Origin of the sequence: Dokdonia sp. Hel_I_63 (assembly GCF_007827285.1) — a bacterium.
Classification (GTDB): Bacteria; Bacteroidota; Bacteroidia; order Flavobacteriales; family Flavobacteriaceae; genus Dokdonia.
Genome location: NZ_VISD01000001.1, coordinates 2,862,862 through 2,883,892, shown reverse-complemented (window position 1 = coordinate 2,883,892; position 21,031 = coordinate 2,862,862). Strand labels below are relative to the sequence as shown.

The 21,031-nt window shown below is 37.2% G+C and carries 15 protein-coding genes and 2 tRNA genes; 5 read left to right on the top strand and 12 right to left on the bottom strand.

Translation table 11 applies throughout. The annotated features are described in order from the left end of the window. Positions 1–63 precede the first annotated feature (63 nt). Positions 64–612 (top strand): Smr/MutS family protein, encoded by a 549-nt coding sequence (locus tag JM84_RS12615; RefSeq protein ID WP_013751614.1) that lies wholly within the window; start codon positions 64–66, stop codon positions 610–612. On the opposite strand, the gene JM84_RS12610 is transcribed toward JM84_RS12615, so the two are convergent. After that, positions 605–1,525: a hypothetical protein gene (locus JM84_RS12610; RefSeq protein ID WP_013751615.1), complete on the bottom strand. Its 921-nt coding sequence runs from the start codon at positions 1,523–1,525 to the stop codon at positions 605–607. The two genes, JM84_RS12615 and JM84_RS12610, sit on opposite strands and share 8 nt — an antisense overlap. Positions 1,526–1,731: 206 nt before the next feature. On the opposite strand from JM84_RS12610, the gene JM84_RS12605 reads away from it, so the two are divergent. Beyond that, positions 1,732–2,889, top strand: a complete 1,158-nt coding sequence (locus JM84_RS12605) for a cysteine desulfurase family protein (RefSeq protein ID WP_144784633.1) — start codon at positions 1,732–1,734, stop codon at positions 2,887–2,889. A 1-nt stretch (position 2,890) separates the two neighbouring features. Here JM84_RS12605 and JM84_RS12600 read toward each other — a convergent pair whose 3' ends face one another. From JM84_RS12600 to proS, 10 genes are all read right to left on the bottom strand, one after another. Beyond that, positions 2,891–5,362 (bottom strand): carboxypeptidase-like regulatory domain-containing protein, encoded by a 2,472-nt coding sequence (locus JM84_RS12600; RefSeq protein ID WP_144784630.1) that lies wholly within the window; start codon positions 5,360–5,362, stop codon positions 2,891–2,893. Next, on the bottom strand, positions 5,359–7,059 hold the full coding sequence (locus tag JM84_RS12595; protein WP_013751618.1) for a M23 family metallopeptidase: 1,701 nt from the start codon (positions 7,057–7,059) through the stop codon (positions 5,359–5,361). The genes JM84_RS12600 and JM84_RS12595 overlap by 4 nt, the downstream gene beginning before the upstream one ends. Before the next feature lie 84 nt (positions 7,060–7,143). Continuing rightward, a complete protein-coding gene (locus JM84_RS12590) occupies positions 7,144–8,037 on the bottom strand; it encodes a DUF4249 family protein (RefSeq protein ID WP_013751619.1) in 894 nt (297 codons plus the stop codon). Positions 8,038–8,041: 4 nt separating this feature from the next. Further along, positions 8,042–10,420, bottom strand: coding sequence for a TonB-dependent receptor (locus tag JM84_RS12585; protein ID WP_013751620.1), 2,379 nt, complete (start codon positions 10,418–10,420; stop codon positions 8,042–8,044). A 123-nt stretch (positions 10,421–10,543) separates the two neighbouring features. Next, positions 10,544–12,766 (bottom strand): NADP-dependent isocitrate dehydrogenase, encoded by a 2,223-nt coding sequence (locus JM84_RS12580; protein ID WP_013751621.1) that lies wholly within the window; start codon positions 12,764–12,766, stop codon positions 10,544–10,546. Positions 12,767–13,290: 524 nt separating this feature from the next. Continuing rightward, the gene (gene rplS / locus JM84_RS12575; protein WP_013751622.1) at positions 13,291–13,644 is read right to left on the bottom strand and encodes a 50S ribosomal protein L19; all 354 of its coding nucleotides are present in this window, start codon (positions 13,642–13,644) and stop codon (positions 13,291–13,293) included. 227 nt (positions 13,645–13,871) lie between these two features. Then, positions 13,872–14,123 (bottom strand): 30S ribosomal protein S20, encoded by a 252-nt coding sequence (rpsT, locus tag JM84_RS12570; RefSeq protein WP_013751623.1) that lies wholly within the window; start codon positions 14,121–14,123, stop codon positions 13,872–13,874. Between the two features lie 30 nt (positions 14,124–14,153). Then, positions 14,154–14,225: transfer RNA gene (locus tag JM84_RS12565), tRNA-Glu, on the bottom strand. Positions 14,226–14,273: 48 nt separating this feature from the next. Beyond that, positions 14,274–14,345 (bottom strand) — tRNA-Glu (locus JM84_RS12560). Positions 14,346–14,429: 84 nt separating this feature from the next. Next, entirely contained in the window at positions 14,430–15,908 is a 1,479-nt protein-coding gene (proS, locus tag JM84_RS12555; RefSeq protein WP_144784627.1) for a proline--tRNA ligase, read from the bottom strand. 99 nt (positions 15,909–16,007) lie between these two features. Between proS and JM84_RS15410 the strand changes: the two genes are divergently transcribed. The 3 genes from JM84_RS15410 to JM84_RS12540 are packed head-to-tail and all read left to right on the top strand — an operon-like array spanning position 16,008 to position 19,321. Beyond that, complete coding sequence (locus tag JM84_RS15410; protein WP_013751625.1) at positions 16,008–17,165, top strand: hypothetical protein; 1,158 nt, start codon at positions 16,008–16,010, stop codon at positions 17,163–17,165. Between the two features lie 31 nt (positions 17,166–17,196). Continuing rightward, on the top strand, positions 17,197–18,720 hold the full coding sequence (locus tag JM84_RS12545) for an outer membrane protein transport protein (protein WP_013751626.1): 1,524 nt from the start codon (positions 17,197–17,199) through the stop codon (positions 18,718–18,720). Between the two features lie 58 nt (positions 18,721–18,778). Further along, the gene (locus tag JM84_RS12540; RefSeq protein WP_144784625.1) at positions 18,779–19,321 is read left to right on the top strand and encodes an NADPH-dependent FMN reductase; all 543 of its coding nucleotides are present in this window, start codon (positions 18,779–18,781) and stop codon (positions 19,319–19,321) included. Here JM84_RS12540 and JM84_RS12535 read toward each other — a convergent pair. Continuing rightward, positions 19,318–20,988, bottom strand: a complete 1,671-nt coding sequence (locus JM84_RS12535) for an alpha-amylase family glycosyl hydrolase (protein ID WP_144785209.1) — start codon at positions 20,986–20,988, stop codon at positions 19,318–19,320. The two genes, JM84_RS12540 and JM84_RS12535, sit on opposite strands and share 4 nt — an antisense overlap. Positions 20,989–21,031: the final 43 nt, after the last annotated feature.

Genomic DNA, 21,031 nt, shown 5'->3' with positions numbered 1-21,031 from the left:
TCTGCTCACTTTTCGATACATTGTATATTTTTACTGACTAATAACCTAAATTATTACAAATCTATGAAATTAGGAGATCAAGTACAAGCGTTAGATGATGATTTTGAGGGTGTTGTAGTGCTTATAGAAAATGGTGAGGTTTCTGTAGAAGATGTAGATGGATTCATATCCTATTTTCGCGAAAGCGAACTAATTCCCGCTGTTTCCAAGAGTATGAGAGCGGCACTTTCTGTAGTGCCAGATGCCGTAATTTCAGAAAAAGAAGAGGCAAAAAGAAAGAAAGTAATAAAGGTAAACCCTAAGGAACGTAATGCTCCTATGTTTGAGGTGGACTTGCATATCCATAAGTTAGTAGATAGACAGCGTGGGATGAGTAATTATGAGATTCTCACTATTCAACTCGACACCGCTTCTAGACAACTAGAATTTGCTATTAAAAAGCGCATTTCTAAAATGGTTTTTATACATGGGGTAGGCGAAGGAGTACTTCGTGAAGAGCTATATACGCTACTCCGTAGGTATGATAATCTAAGGTTTTATGATGCAGATTTTCAGAAGTATGGTGCAGGAGCAACCGAAGTTTATATATACCAAAATGTAGCGACTAATTAAACTCTGGTGTAACAGTTACAGATACATCACTTGAAGAATAAGTGCCTAGCAGTTGTAGTGTCTGATCTCTCAATTCCTCCTGATTAACTGGATTTACGAGTACCGTATTAGTAATCGTGATGTCAAGTGTCAAATCTGTTATAAAGTATTCGTGTTCTCTGTAAACATTTACAATAGTTTCTACGGCAACTTCTGGATTTAAATAATCTGGTACTGTAGGAAAATCAAGGTCAGATTTATCGTTATTAGGATTTAAGTCTCTGTCCAGATCTTCATTCCTTGTAAGAATCCCATCGCCATCATCATCGTCATCAAGATAATCAGGTATCATATCTCCATCTGTATCTCGAGATAATTCAAGATCTATTGCTGTTTCATCCTCGTTAAGGACTACACCTTCTAGTCTTGTAGGTACATTATCTCCATCATCGTCAAAGTCTAAATAATCAAGTATACCGTCGAGATCTGTGTCTAGTAAAAGTGTAGGATCTTCTATTTCTGTAGGAATAAAATCTGCATCACTTTCTGTACCTCTAGTAAAAATCTCTACAAGTCCGTCTGTACTAATAAATTCTTCTTGAACCACAGGGCTCGTAGGAGGTATCGCATTGCAGAAATAGTTGCTGGGATCACCATTAAAGACACGATATGAGTATTGGTCTGTGCCAGAAAGTAAAACAGAATAAGAAGTGTTTACTTCGGTAAATATAGGTTCATCTGTCTCAAATTGTAAAGCAAGTGCTTCATTAGTACTAGACTTTGTTTTGTAAAATACATAATTAGAAACATTACCAACATTCTCACATAATTGTAACTCAACATCGTCAAAATCTAATTGGGTAACAATAACATCGCCATCGTCACATGATACGATAAAAAAAATAAGAGCAAGTAAAAGCGTGAGCTTCTTCATAGTTATAATGTTTAGTGCAAAAATAGGGCAAAGTGATTGAAATACGCTTTCGCGAAAATGTTATTTACTAGAGAACAAGTCAACTATAATAACTATTTTTTTGCTGTAAAAGTTCTGTAGTTACATACAACCAAAAAATACGCACTTGGACTCGTCTCGAGTTATTTTGATTATTTTTGTACGCAAATCCCTAATGAATAACGCTTATGTCTAAGGTTTATTTTGATAACGCAGCAACCACGCAAATTAGAGAAGAAGTACTTGACCGCATTATGCAAGTAATGCGTGATGTATTTGGAAATCCATCCTCTACACATGCTGTAGGTCGCAGTGCTAAAAGTATTGTAGAAAATGCGCGTAAGACAGTGGCCAAAATTTTAAATGTATCTGCCGGAGAAATATTTTTTACTTCTGGGGGTACAGAGGCAGATAACCTAGTAATCAATAGCGCAGCCCGTGATTTAGGCGTACAGCGCATAATCACTTCACGCATAGAGCACCATGCAGTCCTACATGCAGCCGAAGAGGCAGCACGTACTAACAATATCAAATTAGAATACGTAAACCTCAAGAACTGCGGGACACCAGATGAGAAGCATCTAGAAGAAATGCTAAGATCGAGTGAAGAGAAAACGCTTGTGAGCTTAATGCATGTTAATAATGAAGTAGGTAATATGATTGATATAGAAGCTGTGGCGACTATGTGTAAATCATATGGAGCATTAGTGCATAGTGACATGGTACAAAGTATAGGTCATTATAATATAGACCTACAGAAGATACCTGTAGATTACATTGCCGCAGCTGCTCATAAATTTCACGGTCCTAAAGGAGTAGGGTTTGCCTTTGTGAGAAAAAATAGCGGCCTACGACCTTTAATTTATGGGGGTTCGCAAGAAAGAGGATTAAGAGCTGGAACAGAAGGAGTTCATAATATTGCAGGATTAGAAACAGCAATGGAGTATGCTTATAAAAATCTTGAAGAGGAAAGCGCTTATGTGAAGGGTATAAAAGACTATTTCGCCGAAAGGCTACAACAAGAAATACCTGAAGCTAAGCTTAACGGTAATTGTTCTAATCCTGAAAAAAGTACGTACACCTTACTTAACGTTTGTTTACCGATAGCCTCAGAAAAGGCACTGTTACTATTATTTCAACTAGATATGAAAGGTATTTCTTGTTCAAAAGGGAGTGCTTGTCAAAGTGGTAGTGACAAGGGATCGCATGTGTTACAAGAAATACTATCGGGAGAAGATTTAGGAAAGCCTAGTGTGCGTTTTTCATTCTCAAAATATAACAACAAAGAAGAGGTTGATTATGTAATAGAAATCTTAAAAGAATTTCTAGAAGGCGTTGCTGCCTAATTTAGAAGTTTGCAGACATTCTTACATTAAATACTCTAGGTGATAGAAAATTAGGGATTGCAAATTGTTGCCTCGTACTAGCATCTCTTACGAAGGTATTTGTAATCGAGTTTTGTCTATCAAATATATTATAGATTTCAAATCCTGCTGTTAGATCTTTAAATACGTATAACCAGTGTCCTTTTGGGTACGGTTTTGTTGCATCTGTGATGACATAGTTTATACCTATGTCTGATCTAAAGTAATCTCGTAATCTCGGTAGCTCTGCAAATTGATATGGGTCTGCATAACTTGGAGATCCTCCTGGTAATCCTGTTTGATATACCATATTGATATATAATTTTAGATTTGGAATACTAGGAGCATAATCTTGAAATAAGAAAGCAACCTTTAATCGTTGGTCTGTTGGTCGAGGTATATAGCCTTGATTATCTATATTTTCTTCTGTGCGTAATATACCCAGACTTATCCAACTTTCAGTTCCTGGCACAAACTCTCCATTCAGTCTTGTATCCAGTCCGTACGATCGAGCAGTAGCATTATTAGTAGCTCTATATCGTATACGTACATTTTCTAACGTATATGGATTTACGTCTGTAAGACCTTTATAGTAAGCTTCTGTAACTAATTTAAAAGGACGTTCCCACATATTAAAGCTCCAATCGTGTCCAGCTACAATATGATAAGATTTTTGAGCTTTTACTTCTGGGCGTACTTGACCTAGTGAATCTCTTAATTCACGATAGAGCGGTGGTTGTGCATAAAGCCCTCCTGAGAGTCTAAAAATCATATCCTCACTTCCGCCTGGTTTTAAGCTAATTTGAGCTCTAGGGCTGATAATGGTTTGTGTATTACTTTCTATGGCTTCACCACTTACTGTCCATTGATGTGCCCGTACTCCTGCATTAATCCAAACTTCATTATTGCCCCAGTTCGTGCGCTTGCTATATTGACCATAAGCAGAGATGCGGTCTATTTGTACATTGTTGCGTGCTCTTATATTTGTAAAGGGTTCAAGAAGAGCGTCAAAAGCTTCGTAAGGTTGCTGGTTTATAAAATCTCCTATGGGAGGTCTAATTGAAAAGCCAGCCGAATCTATTACTTCATATTCCTCGAGGCGGTCACGTATATCTTCTCTAGTATATTTAATTCCCCAATCTAGCTGATCATCGTTTTTTAAGTAGGTTCCTTTGTGCTCTAGGTTAATAAAAAGCGCATCAAGATCATTACGGGCATGGGTAAGTTGAGACCCTATACCTTGAGTGAATTCTACATCTCCTAGATTTTCATCCCCTATATTTGTGTTAGGACGTCCTAAGCGATAATTTGCAAAAATGTCAAAATACTCTTGCTCTTGTGTGTGATATGCAGAGCCTAATAGCTTTAATGTAGTATGCTCATTAAGCTCGTAAGTTCCTTTTAAGGCTCCAAAGTATGTCTCATACTTATCTTTTTCTTGGCCTTCATAAAAAACAACAAGTGCTAAAGGATCTGCTAAAGTTCCAAAATTAGTCTGTCTTGTAAGTGGCTCATAATCATATTTGTTTACAGCAATATTTCCAAGAAAGTCCAATTGGAATTTATTTGAAAACTTATAGGTTAAAAAGGTCTGCGCATCAAAAAAGCGAGGTCTAAAATTTGTTTCTATCTGCTTTGCATCTACAAGCATGCTGTTGTCTCTGTAACGCACCCCTGTGAGTGCTGTAAAACGTCCGTCTTTTGTTATTCCCTCACCAGAGATACTTCCACCTAGTAAGCTTGCGTCTACACTAGCGGCAAAACCTGTAGGTCTCCTATAGCTTATATCTAAAACCGAGGACAATTTGTCTCCATATTTGGCTTGAAACCCTCCAGCACTAAAAGCCACGTTTTGAACAAGATCACTGTTTACAAAACTCAATCCTTCTTGTTGCCCAGACCTTATTAAGAAAGGTCTGTATACTTCAATCTCATTTACATATACAAGGTTCTCGTCAAAGTTTCCCCCACGTACAGAATATTGTGTGCTCAACTCGTTATTGTTACTTACGCCAGGTAAGGATTTTAATAAGTTTTCTACTCCAGCGTTTGCGCCTGGAGTTTTTCTAATAACTTCAGGCGATATCGTCACAACACCCTCAACGCGTTGTTGTGTTGTTGCGGTTATAATTACTGTTCCTAGTTGTTCTACGTCTGCGCTTAACACTGGGTTAAACTCCACTTCAGCATTAGGAGAGAGGTTAAAAGGTTGTGCTATTTTTTTAAAACCTACATAGGTAAAGTTTATAGTTACTTTCTCACCAGAAGGTATTTCAAGTAAGTAAAAACCATTATCATTTGTAGTTGTTCCATTCGTTCCATAAGACACAGAAACCCCAGGAACTGGAGTGTTTCTATCATCAACCACAATACCGCGTAAAGTTGCGGTTTGCGCTAGACTGCTAGCAGTTGTGACTAGTAACGTAATGAGTAGGAGTAGGTAGTTGTTTTTCAAAAGGCAGATTTTCTAAAGAAAGTAGTTTCAAATGTAGTGTTATTTCCCACATTGTCAGTTACAATCAGTTTTAAGTTGTTTTCTGTGTCTGTTATCACCTTGTCATTAAAGTCATGAGTAAGAAGTTTAGTTTTTGGGTCATACTCGAGTAGAATGTACTTGCCATTTACAGTAGCCCTATAGCCTTTAATGCCGCTAGTAAGATCTGTTATTTCAAACTTGAGATATCTGTATTTTGACATCCATTTTCCCTTTGTAATATTTACAGCTTTTACGATTGGTGAATCCGTATCTTTTCCTATTGTATAGTCGCCTAATATACGAGTGCTTATCTGTAGCTTATTATCTTTAATTCTTGTATTGCTATAATAAACGTCTCCTTTGTATCCTATTCTACCTAAATATAGCTTATCTCGGTCTTCTTCATTGTAACTAGACAAGTCATAAGAGATAGCAATATTCTTATGCACTGGGATTAAATCTTCGTGCAGTGTAAGTTTATCCCCTTCTGTTTTTAAGTTGAGAAAAGTGTCTTCGTATAACGCTCCTTTTGGTATATACACTTCAAATTTGCCGTCATTATACGTATATCCTTGATTACTATAGACATAATCTTCTATTTCACTTTTGTCAGCAGGTGTTATCGTTCCTTTTTTACCAGTGATAGGTACATTAATGATTACGTTATTACCTGCATAGTCACGCACATTTATTTGATATTGATAAGAGAGGCTATCTATTATATTCAGCACACCATTATCCACTTGCTTAGTGTAGATGCTCAAAGGATTGTTTTTTTCTATAAATAATTTTTGAACACGTTTACGCTTGTCTTTATATAGACTGTAATCAATCATTCGGTTGAGATAGCGAGTCTCTGCAAATGAAAATTTATCCATAGTTACTTCAAAGTTTTCTTGACCATTAACAGCTGTGGTAATAGCATATATGCCATTTTTATTATTTGCTAGATCTTGTTGGTCTATGGTACCTATTGCAAAACCTATTTCTCCATGTGCATTGAGATTTTCGGCAAGGTAGCTTCCATCAGGCTTCTGTGTGAGTCTCACAGACACTGGATTCGCATTTTGATTAATGGATGCATTTTCTCCTACAGGATACGCGCGGAGCTCATTAATAGTAGGTTTACGTGTGTCTTTTGCTGTAAGTCCAAATAAAAACGGATTCATAGGGCGTTCATTTGCATCTCTTATTTCAAAATGTAAATGCGGTCCGCCGCTGCTTCCAGTGTTACCACTATATGCTAGAATCTCACCTTGACCTATTTCTAGTTCGCCTTTTTTAGGAAAAAGCTCTATCTCAAAGCTTTCTTTCTTATACTGTGCATTTTTTACAAATTCTTCTATCTCATCACAGAATTTCTGCAGGTGCCCGTAAACGGTAGTGTATCCATTAGGATGAGTAACATAAATGGCCTTCCCATAACCGTAGTGCGATATCTTAATGCGTGTAACCGTACCAGCCGCAGATGCATAAACTGGAAGTCCTTCTCTTCTTTGTGTTTTTAAATCTAAACCACTATGAAAGTGATTACTTCTCAACTCTCCAAAACTTCCAGCAAGAACAAGCTGCCCGTCCAGCGGATTAACAAAATAGTCTTGAGGTATATCTTGCTGTGAGAATAGAAGCGTGGTTGTAACTATAAATAATATAAAGGATAAGATACTTTTAATCATAAAGGCTAATGTAGGTAATCAAGTAATAAAATAAAATGTAGATGTATGTTATTAGTACGCTTTCGCGAAAGCGTAAAAAGAAAATTACTCTTCAATAACGAAGCTAGTTGTAAATTCTTGTGATAACGAGAAGTAGCCTAAGATAAAAGCATCTGGTCTATTTACGTTATCAAACTGGTCTATATTATCTATGTCACTCACATTGAGAAAGTTTCCTCTTACGGTGGCGGTAGGAGTTTGAAAAGGTCCATTATCTCCCTGCTGACTCTGTTCTACAAGTCCGTTCATGTAGTTGAAAAAGTCTTCTGTAGCTCCTAGAATACTAATGTTTACTTCGTCTCCCGTTGCAATACCTGTATCTTCTGCATCATAAAAATAAGAGAACTCAAATTGTTGTCCCTCATAAAATCGATCCTCTGTAGGTAAGAATTCATTGAACCCGAAGTCAAAAAGATAATAGTTTTCTTGAGCTTCGATATCTGTAAATGCCACAATCACTTCTTTATCATCTTCATCAAAGAGTCCTCCATCACCCTGAGTGACAGAATCAATAGGAGACGAAGGCGCAAATGAAGTTCTAGCTAGGTATAGCTGATCTTGATAAGTTACATATAATAGAAACTCACTATCATCTACGAGCCAGTTAGTTACAATTTTATTGTCTGATACAGGAGAAGTTGTCGTGCTGAAAGGGCGATACATTCCAGGTGACCCAGGAATAGCTTCATAGGGAACACTACTACCATCGTCTTCTTTTCTTAATTCTAGATTTTCTATTGAGGCAGGCTCAATAGCTCCAAAAAATGAAGATGATAAAGAAACCTTAATGGTTGCATCTGTTAGATTTTGTGCTGTATCAATTCTAATAAGTGCATCTACTATAAGTCTTGGTGCTTCATTGTTAAGATCTACATCTACTACATCTTCACAAGAAGTAGCGATGAAAAGCAGTACAAGTATGGAAAATAAATATTTCATATTCTTAAAATTTGAAATTATAAGTTACTGCCGGTATTGCCCCAAAAATAGAAGTTCTAATAGCTTCATTGTTTCCAGTTTCTGCATTTTGCCTAAAGTTAATTGAAGCAGCATTTCGACGATTATAGGCATTATAAAGACTAAAAATCCACTCGGATTTCCATGAGCGACCTTCATTTGCACTAGGAGTTAGTGTTGCGCTTAAGTCTAGTCTATGGTAAGATGGCAATCGTTGTTCATTGCGAGGACCATATGTTGGGATTACTATTCCTTGAAACTCAAATTGTCCTACAGGAAAATTTGTAGGCTGTCCTGTTTGAAAAAGAAAGTTACTGCCAAATTTCCACTTCTTACTGAGCTCATAGCTTAGATTCATGGAGATGTCATGAGTTTTGTCATAAGGAGTGTTATACCACTGCCCTCTATTGATACCCAACTCATTCTCGTTTCTGCCAGGAGTACGTTGCTCAGATTTTGAGAGCGTGTAAGCAATAAATCCTTTGAGGTCACCATCATTTTTTCTTAATAAAAACTCTAGTCCATAAGCTCTTGCTTCGCCTTGTAATACCACTTGCTCGATGGCATCATTTGCGATAAGTTGTGCACCATCAATATAATCTACTCTACCATCTATGTTTTTATAAAATGCCTCAGTTTCTAGGGTGTACTCTGTGTCTTTTACTTCAAAGTTTTTAAAGTATCCCAAAGCATATTGATCTAGTTTTTGAGGTTGTACAAATTGTCCACTAGGAGTCCAAATGTCTAGAGGAGTAGGGGAGCTTGTATTTGATAATAAATGAAGATATTGAACGAGTCGTGTGTAACTTGCTTTTATAGAGGTGTCGTCATTAAAGGCATAAGATGCAGCAATACGTGGTTCTAGTGAATTAAAGGTAGCTAGCTTATCGCTTCTCGATAGTGAAGTATCTGTTTCAATAGGATCTTCACTTTTATAAATTAATAAAAACGGATCAAAAGTTACAGGTTGATTATCTCTGTATATATTAATCTCATCTTGACCAAGGCGAGTAAAATTACTATAACGTAGCCCGTACTCAACGGTGAGATCTTTTGATAATTTGTGTTCGATATCTACATATGCAGCAAACTCATTTGCATACTTCTTTGTGAGTTGTTCTTCTATAATACCAGAATCTGGGCCATTAGGTTTTATGCGACCAGGATTAAAGGTGTAGTATAGATTATTAATCCCAGAGTAAATCTTCATTTTATCATTTAAGTAATGAGTAAGATCATACTTGAGGTTAATGTTATTGATGCCAGAATTCCACTCAAAGCCTACAAAGTCAAGGTCTAAACCATAATAATAGTCGCTATAAATCAGGGAAGCGTTAGAAAATAATTTATCAGAAAAAATATGATTCCATCGTAAGTTTCCTACGGCATTTCCATAAACATTTTTAAAACTATCATCTATACTAAAGAGGTCCCTGCCGAAGTATCCAGAGAGGTACAAGCTATTGTTGTCATTTATATTATAGTTAATCTTAGTGTTGAGGTCGTAAAAGTATGCCTTGTTGTCTATGTCAAATAAGGGTAAAAATAAATGAGCATATGATGCTCTTCCTCCTAGTAGAAACGCAGCTTTGTCCTTGACAATAGGTCCTTCTACAAGTAATCTACTCGCTACAGCGCCTATTCCTCCGCTTACTTTTACATTTTTGCTATTTCCTTCTTTTTGATAAATATCTAATACAGAAGAAACGCGACCACCATAACGTGCGGGGATTCCGCCTTTATATAGCTTTAAATCTTTAATCGCATCAGGATTAAATACTGAGAAAAATCCGAAGAGATGAGAGGAGTTGAATATGGTAGCCTCATCAAGTAATATTAAATTTTGATCTGCCGCACCACCACGAACATTAAATCCAGAAGCACCTTCACCAGCACTTGTAACTCCAGGTAGTAATAAAATCGCTTTAATGACATCTGCCTCTCCCAGTACTACGGGAATTTGTTTAATAGTAGCAGCACTCAATGCATTTACACTCATTTGAGGTTTCCGTATACGTACTCGCTCTACTTTTTCTTCTATGACAACCTCATTGAGTAGCTCTTCAGAAGGTGCTAGTTTAAAATTGCGACGTATATCGCTTGTAAGATTAACAGTCTCAATTACATCTTTAAATCCTAGATAGCTTACTTGTAATTGATAGGTTCCTTCGGGTAGCGTTATGGAATAGAATCCATAAGAATTTGTCACTACGCCATCGCTTAATTCTGGAAATAATATACTTACACCTATGAGCGTTTCATTACTTGAGCTATCGGTGATTGTGCCACTTAGTGTATATTTTTCTTGACTCAATGAAAGCTGAGTAACCCCTATGAGAAAGAGTAAAGTAAAGAACTTTTTCATGTTATAGTTTTGAGTAAAGCTAACCACAATTCTTTAATTAAACTTGTTAAAAAAAATGAAAGCCTCTTCTGTCTAGAAGAGGCTTTTAAGTAATGTTGTGCGCTTTCGCGAAAGCGTTATAATCTAATCAATAATTGCATTAAATGTAGCACTAGGTCTCATGGCTGCAAATGTTTTCTCACTGCTTACGCTGTAATAACCATCTATATTTTGAGGCTCACCTTGTGCGGCATTTAGTTCGTTAATAATTGTATGCTCGTTTTCTTCCATAGTTTTTGCTATAGGTGCAAACTCTGAAGCTAAGTCAGTATTTACAGTCTGTGCAGCAAGGCCTTGTGCCCAGTAAAGTGCAAGATAAAAGTGACTACCACGGTTATCTAGCTCGTTTACTTTACGAGAAGGAGACTTTCTATTTTCTAAGAATTTAATTGTCGCTTCATCTAGCGTGTCTGCAAGAACTTGAGCGCGATCGTTACCACGGCTAGTTGCTACATGCTCTAGAGATACTGCTAGTGCTAAGAATTCTCCAAGAGAATCCCAACGCAGGTGACCCTCTTCTAGAAACTGCTGGATATGCTTAGGGGCAGATCCTCCAGCTCCAGTTTCAAATAAACCTCCACCATTCATAAGAGGAACGATAGATAGCATCTTTGCACTAGTTCCTACTTCTAGAATAGGGAATAAATCTGTGTTATAATCGCGAAGTACATTTCCTGTTACAGAGATAGTGTCTTGTCCATTTTTGATACGTTCTAAAGAGAAACGTGTAGCAAGTACAGGAGACATGATTTGTATATCAAGACCATCAGTATCGTGATCTTTAAGGTAAAGATTTACTTTCTTGATAAGTTGCGCATCATGAGCTCTCTCTTGATCTAACCAGAATATAGCTGGCACACCAGTAGCTCTTGCACGACTTACAGCAAGTTTAACCCAGTCACGTATAGGAGCATCTTTTACCTGGCACATTCTCCAGATATCTCCTTCTTCTACCTTGTGTTCTGTTAGTGTATTTCCAGCGTCATCTACTGTACGTACTACTCCAGCTGCTGGTATTTCAAAAGTTTTGTCGTGAGATCCATATTCTTCGGCTTTTTGAGCCATAAGACCTACGTTAGGAACAGTACCCATTGTTGTAGGGTCAAAAGCTCCATGTTTTTTACAGAAATCTATAGTTTCTTGGAAAACCCCAGCATAACTACTATCTGGAATTACCGCTTTTGTGTCTTGTTGTTTTCCTTCTGCATTCCACATTTGTCCAGATGCACGTATCATTGCTGGCATAGATGCATCAATAATAACATCACTAGGAACGTGTAGGTTTGTAATTCCTTTATCAGAATTTACCATTGCAAGATCTGGTCTTGCATCATAACAATCTTTTATAGCAGCAAGGATTTCTTCTTTTTCTGACGATGGTAATTCGTCAATTTTAGAAACTAAGTCTCCAAATCCATTATTTACATCTACTCCTAGTTTATCAAAAGTAGCTCCGTACTTCTCAAACACTGGTGCAAAAAACACACGTACTGCGTGTCCAAATATTTTAGGGTCAGAAACCTTCATCATAGTCGCCTTCATGTGAAGGGAGAAAAGGATGTTTTTCTCTTTTGCATCTACTACTTGCTCTTCAAGGAAAGAAATTAAAGCTTTCTTCTCCATAAGAGAAGCGTCTATAATTTCTTCTGCTAGTACTGGTGTGTTAGCTTTAAGAACAGTAACAGTTCCATCTGCAGCTACATGTTCAATACGCACATTTCCAGCTTCTTGAATAGTAACAGATTTTTCATTGTTTCTAAAATCTCCATGAGACATTGTAGAAACATGTGTTTTAGAATCTGCACTCCACGCGCCCATACTGTGTGGGTTGTTTCTCGCATATTGCTTCACTGGCTTAGGAGCTCTACGGTCTGAGTTACCTTCACGTAATACTGGGTTTACAGCACTACCTAATACTTTTGCATATCTAGCACGTATAGATTTTTCCTCGTCAGTTTTTGGTTCTTCTGGAAAATCTGGAATATCGTATCCATCACTTTGTAATTCCTTTATAGCAGCCGTAAGCTGAGGTATAGAGGCAGAGATGTTTGGAAGTTTGATAATATTTGCTTCTGGTTGCTTTGCTAGTTCTCCTAGCGCAAGCAATGCATCTTCTTGTTTTTGATCTTCGGTAAGGTTGTCTGGAAAATTTGCAACGATACGACCAGCTAGAGAAATATCCACTAGCTCCATGTCAATATTAGAAGACTGGGTGAATCGTTTTATAATAGGGAGGAATGAATGCGTCGCAAGCATAGGAGCTTCATCCGTAAGTGTATACTTTATAGTGGTCTTTTCTGTCGCCATTTAGAAGGTATTTGTTTATTAAATCTTTTGAAAATCACTCGTAAGTCGAGCCTAGCAAATATACCAAATCACTAAGGTTACTTGCAATGCTTAGGTGTGCGAATGCACTTAGAATTATTAAGAATATTGTATTTAAGTACACATTGAATTCATTTAATTAATTAAGAGGGATAAATAATGCTTTTTTAGAAGCTATATAAAGTATAAAGGTGGCCTTGACATTTAGGTGTGTTACAAAGCTGTAGTGCTAATAACTATGCTTGATGTGTAGTATTTAAGGAGGGAGATTAAGTTTGAGGAGAAGGGGAGTGACTTTGTACTTCTTGTCAACTATTACGGAAAGATTCTAATTAGTTCGAAAGATGACAACAGTAGTTTACTTGATTAGTGAATCTGTATTCTTCCAATGCGAATGTAGATGTGTGTATAATATTTATCTCTTTTAAGATGTTTGTATTCTAACATATATCCAAAAAAAAGCTCCATCGTTATGATGGAGCTTTTTGATAATATATTGTGGTAGCTTAAGCGCCACGTCTTTCTTTAATACGAGCTTTCTTACCAGTAAGACCTCTAAAGTAAAAGATACGTGCACGACGTACAATACCTTTCTTGTTTATTTCAATCTTTTGGATAGCAGGAAGGTTAAGTGGGAATACACGTTCGACACCAACAGTACCAGACATTTTACGGATTGTAAATGTTTGAGTTCTTCCAGTTCCTCTTAATTGAATCACAACTCCTCTAAAGAACTGTGTTCTACTTTTTTCACCTTCCTTTATTTCATAAAATACAGTAATTGTATCTCCTGCTGAAAAAGTTGGGAAATCATTTTTTGGGATGAATTCGTCTTGTACGAATTTTACTAAATCTTCCATTTCTATGGATATTAAAGTGGTTTTACGTTAGGGCAACATTCACGAACATCGTCAGAGGTTAGCCTAATCAGTTGCAAGAATTTCTTGCGGTATTAATCTTAATATGTAAAAGTAGTAGAGAGGTTTTGCTTTCGCGAAAGCGTAAGTTGTACTTATCTACTTCTTAAATAACAAAAGAACCCCTATAGAAATATAGAAGTTCTCTGTATATCATAATCGTAGTGCTATTATAGCGCTGCTACGTGCTTTGCAAGCTTAGATTTCAGGTTAGCTGCTTTGTTATCATGAATGATATTACGCTTAGCTAACTTGTCAATCATAGAAGCTACAGCAGGATATAAAGCCTGTGCATCTTTCTGCTCAGTCATATCGCGTAGTCTTTTGATCGCGTTACGAGTCGTTCTGTGTTGGTAACGATTTCTAAGACGCTTAGCTTCGTTGCTTCTAATTCTCTTTAAAGCTGACTTGTGATTTGCCATTATTGTTTTTTCTAGTAATTATAAAAATTGTAGCCCGTAGGGGAATCGAACCCCTCTTACATGGATGAAAACCATGCGTCCTAGCCGATAGACGAACGGGCCAGAAAAATTCTGAAGTGTTACCTTCAGAATTCATTAATTCAAAATGTGTAGCCCGTAGGGGAATCGAACCCCTCTTACATGGATGAAAACCATGCGTCCTAGCCGATAGACGAACGGGCCTAGAACAACGTTTAAATTGCGGATGCAAAAATAAACATATTTCTAGATGTTGCAAGCCAATTTGAAACTTTTTTCAAATTTTTTTTAATAGGCCTTGGCAAACAGTACTCTACGATTTGAAGGAGCACCAGAAAAAACGCATTTTCCTTCCTCTTCAACAGCATCCATAGGGATACATCTTATCGTTGCTTTTGTTATTTGTTTGATTTTCTCTTCTGTTTCCTCTGTTCCGTCCCAATGTGCACTCAAGAAACCTCCTTTGGTCTCTAGTACTTCTTTAAATTCTTCAAAGTCATTTACAGGCGTTATATGCGTGTCTCTGTAATTTTTTGCCTTAGTGTATAGGTTTTCTTGTATTTCCTTTAATAGGTCAACTACAGTCTCTACAATATTCTCTTTGGCTACAAATTCTTTAGTCAGTGTATCTCTTCTTGCAAGTTCTACCGTTCGTTTCTCAAGGTCTTTAGGTCCTATTCCTATTCTTAAAGGAACACCCTTGAGCTCATACTCATTAAATTTCCATCCTGGTTTATGAGTATCGCGATTATCAAACTTTACAGAAACTCCGTGCAGTTTAAGGTCTTGTACAATTTCATTTGCCACTTGAGATATTGCATCCAGTTGTTCTTGTCCTTTGTATATTGGAACAATCACCACCTGGAAAGGAGCGAGGTTAGGAGGTAAAACAAGTCCTTGGTCATCACTATGCGTCATTATAAGAGCTCCCATAAGTCGTGTAGATACACCCCAAGAGGTAGCCCATACATGCTCTTGCTTTCCTTGGTTTGTGGTAAATTTTACATCAAACGCTTTCGCGAAATTTTGACCTAAAAAGTGAGATGTGCCAGCTTGTAGCGCTTTTCCATCTTGCATAAGGGCTTCGATACAAAAGGTTTCATCTGCACCAGCAAAACGTTCACTCTCTGTCTTTACACCTTTTACTACAGGAATGGCTAAGAAATTCTCAGCAAATTCTGCATAGATGTTATTCATCAATTCTGCCTCAACTAGTGCTTCTTGCTTAGTAGCATGTGCTGTGTGGCCTTCTTGCCATAAGAATTCGGCAGTCCTCAAGAATAAGCGAGTTCGCATTTCCCAGCGTACTACATTTGCCCATTGGTTGATTAATAGTGGAAGATCTCTATATGATTGAATCCACCCTTTATATGTATTCCATATAATAGCTTCACTAGTAGGACGAACGATAAGTTCTTCCTCTAATTTTGCATTAGGGTCTACAATAAGCTTGCTAGGATTATCAGGATCTGTTTTTAATCTGTAGTGGGTAACTACTGCACATTCCTTTGCAAAGCCCTCTGCATTCTTCTCTTCAGCTTCAAAAAGACTTTTGGGTACAAATAGTGGGAAATATGCATTTTCATGTCCTGTTTCTTTGAACATGCGATCAAGCTCTGCTTGCATTTTTTCCCAGATAGCATATCCGTATGGTTTTATAACCATACAGCCGCGCACTGCTGAGTTTTCTGCTAGGTCTGCTTGAACTACTAATTCATTATACCATTTAGAATAATCTTCACTTCTTTTTGTGAGGTTCTTGCCCATAAAACTTATTTTGGCACAAATGTTGTGTTAATTTGAATGTAAAAATACCTAGCGAAATTAGGTATTTTTGAATCAAGCAACAATTAAAACACTATCGATATGGAATTTTATACTTCACTTATACGCACAACAAAGAATTTGTCATTTGTGGCTGTTACGTCAGTATTTTTGATAGGTTGTAGCTCTTCTCAGAATTTTTATGATGAGGATGGAATTTACAGTAGTCCTCAAGCTGATGCAGCTAGTGCTTCTGGTCAAGAAATTTCTAGTGGTGCAAACACTCAGGTTTACAAAAATTATTTTGAAAAAGGAGTTCAAGAGCTCAGTGAGTTAGAAGAAGATGGTGCTGTATTTACTGATATTGAATCCTATTCTTCGGAGGCGGGGACTGATATTTATGTAGACGGAGCTAGTTTTGAAACGAATACTGGTTATGCAGCTTGGGGTGATGAAACTCAAGATGTTGAAATAAACATTTACAATAACGCTCCTTATTGGGGCTTCAATAACTGGGGAGGTTTTGGAGGCTACGGTTACGGTTGGGGTGGAGGATTCTATGGAAATGCTTGGGGAGGCGGATTCTGGTCACCATGGGGATATGGCATACATAGAGGATTTAATAATCCATTTTTTGGTTATGCAGGTTATGGATTTGCATATAATCGTCCCTACTTTCACTACGGTAACAATTTTAATAATCACTATTATGGTAATTATAATAGAAATTACGGTGGTCGTGTAGCTTATAGCGCAGGTAGAAGATCAGCTGTTTCAAATACGGGAAGAAGAAGTAGTGCTGTAAATGCTATTTCATCTTCAAGGTCGCGTTTACGTTCGTCTTCTGGAAGAACAACACAATCAACTAGTAGAAATACATATTCTAGAAATAGAGGGACAAGTACACGTGTAATCGGAGCGAGACCTACATCTACTAGTCGTGATGGTATTACGAGAGGTAGGCCTACATCTACCAGCAGTGATGGTGTCACTAGAGGGAGACCAACTTCAGCTAGCCGCGATGGTGTTACTAGAGGAAGACCTAGTGCTGCGAGACCATCTGGAACTCAATCAAGACCTTCGCGTCCAGTTAGACCAAGTGGAACCTATTCAAGACCTGCATCTAGGCCATCAAGACCGTCAGCAACACCTAGCAGATCTTCATCTAGAAGTAGCTCTGTTTCTAGATCATCATCATCAAGAAGTAGTAGTGGATCATCTTCAAGATCTTCTGGTAGAAGCGGAGGACGTAGAGGATAAGCGATATAGTTTACAGTATTAAATTTTTTATATGAAAAAACTAATTATAATAGCGGCTTTAGTGGCCACAGGAACATCTTTTGGACAGAGTATTTCTGATGCACTTTTATATACTTCATCAAATGTAACCGGAACAGCTCGTTATAGAGCTATGGGAGGTGCCTTTGGTGCTTTAGGAGGAGACTTAAGTGCAATAGGTGATAACCCTGCAGCTAGCGCAGTTTTTACAAGAGGAACAGCTTCTCTTACCATTGTTAATGATAACTATGATAATGATACAAGGTATCTGGGTAACACTACAAACGTTTCAGATTCTGATTTGTCTATAAATCAGGCTGGTGGTGTTTTTATTATAGGTGGTTCAGGTAATTCTAAGTGGAATAAAGTTTCTCTTAGTTTCAATTACAATCGAACATCAAATCTTGATAATCAGTATACAGCTGTCGGAAACAATACAAATTCTATTTCTAGCTATTTCAGTGACTTTGCACAAGGAGTGCCACTTGATTTACTCGAAACAGTTGATGGCGAATCTGTAGCGGATTTATACCAATTTCTTGGTGAAACTGAAGGCTTCGGTGCTCAACAAGCACTATTAGGATTTCAGTCTTTTATTTTGGATCCAGCTTCAAATGATTTTGGTAATACTGAGTATTTTGTAAATACAGTTGCCGAAAATTATAACCAGGAGTACATTTTTGCTTCATCGGGTTATAGTGGTAAAGCGTCATTCAATATTGGAGCGCAGTATGATGAAAATCTTTATTTAGGACTTAACTTAAATTCTCATTTTATAGATTATAACCGGTCTACTGTTTTATTTGAATCTAACAATGTAGGAGCAGATGAAGGTTTTACAAATATTACAGACATTCGTTTTGAAAATAATTTAAGAACTACTGGTAGTGGATTTTCTTTCCAACTAGGAAGTATTTATAAGGCTGGAGAAAACTTGAGAGTTGGCTTTACCTATGATTCACCTTCGTGGACAACTATAAGTGAAGAGACTAATCAAAGTGTTTCTACTACAGCTATTGATGATGCAGGAGTATTTAACACGGTGATTAATCCTAGAGTAACTAATATCTATGAAAATTATGAAATCAAAACACCGGGAAAATATACAGGAAGTGTGGCATATCTTTTTGGACAGCAAGGTTTATTAAGTTTTGATTATTCTTATAAAGATTATACAAATCTTAGTTTTAGACCAGAAAGCGATTCTTTTTTTAACGCTCAAAATGCAGCGATAGATAATTTATTGCAACCAGTAAATTCTTATAAACTAGGTGGAGAGATTAGATCTCAAGCATGGAGTTTTAGAGGTGGTTATCGCTATGAAGATAGTCCGTTTAAAGATGAGACTACGGTAGGTGATTTGTCTGGTTACTCTGCAGGTATTGGTTATAATTTTGGAAAAATAAAATTAGACGTAGCTTACGATACATTCTCACAAGAGCGCACTAATTCTCTATACAGCACAGGATTAACGAATGAGGCTACAGTAGACCGTGACAATACATCAATTATTGCTACACTTACAGTGAGCCTATAATTGAGAAAATATATAATTAATAAAAAAGCTACCTTCGGGTGGCTTTTTTTATGAAACTATGGAAACAATTATTGCACTATCCGGAAGTAATAGCAACACATCTATAAATAGCATGTTGCTAGATTATATTATTAATGCAATTCAATCTCAACCCGCATCGCGTTTACATCTTTTAGATTATGATATTCCTATGTATAATTTAGATCTTGAGCAAGAGCGAGGAATTCCAATAGATATTCAGATTATTAAAAATAAGATAGCCGAGGCTTCTGGTATTATTATAGGAGTAAATGAGCACAACGGGATGATATCTGCCTATTTTAAAAATATTCTTGATTGGCTTTCTCGAGCAGATAGGAATTTCTTAGCAAATAAGAAGATTCTATTAGTGAGTACTTCTCCTGGAGCGAGAGGAGCTTCTTCTGCGCTTGAGTACATGAAGAGTACAACGCCTCGTTTTGGAGGGATTATCGCAGAGAGTTTTAGCTTTCCATCATTTCAAGAAAATTTTGATGTAAACGAGCTCTCCATAACAAATCCTGCTATGGAGTTAGGGATTTCTCAAGTGCTGGCTTCATTTCTTCAGCAGTTGGATGATTAGTCTTGTACAACTTCTAGTAAAACAATATCGTAAGGAGTATCAAGAGTTATCTTGCCGTCGATTATACTAGCTTCTTGTCCTGAGTAGGTGTCCTTGACAGTTTGCGCTTTCGCGAAAGCGTTACCCACCACAATATCTTTCTTCCCAATATTGAGGTCTAATCCTACGACCACAGTATCTGTCATACCATTTTTATTAAATGATCTTTTAAATATATAAGGAGCTGCACTTAGCATCTTATGAGTACCAGCACCTACCGAAGGATGATCTCTTCTAAAAGTCCCCAGCTTTTGCCAGTGAGCAAGAATTTCATCTGTGGGAGCGGTATTTATACTATCCCAGTTCATAAAGCTACGTAGGGTAGCATCACCATCTGTACCATCTATCGTTAAGTCTCTGGCAGTTTCATCACCATAATAGATCTGAGATATCCCGGTGGTTAGTAGAAGCTTAGTACCTGTTTCTATAGCTTTGTTTCGGTCTTTGTCAAATGGTTGTCCATCATCATGTGAGGTAGCATAGTTTACAAAACTCTTATCGCTGAAAATGGAATCCTTAATTACTGCATACTTACTAAATAGCTGCTCATAACTTCCTTGAGCATCATATTTAAATTGGAAATTAATCAGATTATCAAAGCCATTTGCAAAGTAATCTACCTTTTTATCTCCAAAATCATAAGCACGACCTCCATCTATAGAGTAATTATAAACTTCTCCAAACATGAAAAAGTCATTATTATCCATCACTTTATCCTCATTGTTTGCTTTATAATCTGCAAAGGCTTTATCAGCTTGTGCTCTTAATGCCACCCATGAGGCCTCATCTACATGTTTTGTAGTATCTACTCTAAAAGCATCTACTCCAAAGTCTCTAATGTAGTCTGTAAGCCATTTTATAATGTAATTACGTGGTGTTTTCTTTAGGTCATTTGTGGTGAAATAAGAATCTAGCTCTGCCATTTCCTCATCATAACGTCCTTCAGACTTCCACTTTGCAACTAGTGTAGCTGGAAGTGCAACTTCTTGATCACTCTCGGTAAGGATGTCTGGAAGGTTTTCTACAAGACTACAAGCGGTAGTATTTTCATAAGTGCTGAAGGCGCAATTAGGGTTTTCTCTTGCCCAGTCTTCACCCCAGAATGGATCTTTTTCTGTAACTGGACCTGTGTGATTAAGTACCACATCCATAACAATGCGTATATCCTTTTGATGCGCTGCACTTACTAATGATTGTAAGTCCTCTCTCGTGCCAAAGTTAGGGTCTAGTGAAGTCCAGTCCTTAGTCCAGTAACCGTGATAACCATAAGTAACACCAGTTCCTTCATCTACTGCTCCATGTACTTGCTCTACTACTGGAGTAAACCAGATAGCGTTGATCCCAAGATCTGTAAAATAACCGTCTTCTATCTTCTGTGTGATTCCTTTGATATCACCACCCATAAAATCTCTTAACACGGCAGCGTCTTGAGTTCTCTCAAAGTTGACATCATTACTTGTATCACCGTTATTAAAGCGATCTGTGAGCAAGAAATACATATTTGCAGCTTCCCAGAAAAAAGGATTTTTTTCTTGGGTATCAACTTGTGTAAGCGCCGTTTCTTGCTCCTTACAACTTGAAACTGAAAGAATAACAAGAAGTAGTGCAACTAGAGATTTTATATTCATCATGAGGTTATTTTTAATCATTACGAAGCTAGTAAATCCTTTT

Excerpts from the sequence above, each read along its gene's own strand:
- JM84_RS12615 (WP_013751614.1), top strand. The coding sequence starts at position 64 with ATGAAATTAGGAGATCAAGTACAAGCGTTAGATGATGATTTTGAGGGT.
- JM84_RS12610 (WP_013751615.1), bottom strand. The coding sequence starts at position 1,525 with ATGAAGAAGCTCACGCTTTTACTTGCTCTTATTTTTTTTATCGTATCA.
- JM84_RS12605 (WP_144784633.1), top strand. The coding sequence starts at position 1,732 with ATGTCTAAGGTTTATTTTGATAACGCAGCAACCACGCAAATTAGAGAA.
- JM84_RS12595 (WP_013751618.1), bottom strand. The coding sequence starts at position 7,059 with ATGATTAAAAGTATCTTATCCTTTATATTATTTATAGTTACAACCACG.
- JM84_RS12590 (WP_013751619.1), bottom strand. The coding sequence starts at position 8,037 with ATGAAATATTTATTTTCCATACTTGTACTGCTTTTCATCGCTACTTCT.
- JM84_RS12585 (WP_013751620.1), bottom strand. The coding sequence starts at position 10,420 with ATGAAAAAGTTCTTTACTTTACTCTTTCTCATAGGGGTTACTCAGCTT.
- JM84_RS12580 (WP_013751621.1), bottom strand. The coding sequence starts at position 12,766 with ATGGCGACAGAAAAGACCACTATAAAGTATACACTTACGGATGAAGCT.
- rplS (WP_013751622.1), bottom strand. The coding sequence starts at position 13,644 with ATGGAAGATTTAGTAAAATTCGTACAAGACGAATTCATCCCAAAAAAT.
- rpsT (WP_013751623.1), bottom strand. The coding sequence starts at position 14,123 with ATGGCAAATCACAAGTCAGCTTTAAAGAGAATTAGAAGCAACGAAGCT.
- proS (WP_144784627.1), bottom strand. The coding sequence starts at position 15,908 with ATGGGCAAGAACCTCACAAAAAGAAGTGAAGATTATTCTAAATGGTAT.
- JM84_RS15410 (WP_013751625.1), top strand. The coding sequence starts at position 16,008 with ATGGAATTTTATACTTCACTTATACGCACAACAAAGAATTTGTCATTT.
- JM84_RS12545 (WP_013751626.1), top strand. The coding sequence starts at position 17,197 with ATGAAAAAACTAATTATAATAGCGGCTTTAGTGGCCACAGGAACATCT.
- JM84_RS12540 (WP_144784625.1), top strand. The coding sequence starts at position 18,779 with ATGGAAACAATTATTGCACTATCCGGAAGTAATAGCAACACATCTATA.
- JM84_RS12535 (WP_144785209.1), bottom strand. The coding sequence starts at position 20,988 with ATGAATATAAAATCTCTAGTTGCACTACTTCTTGTTATTCTTTCAGTT.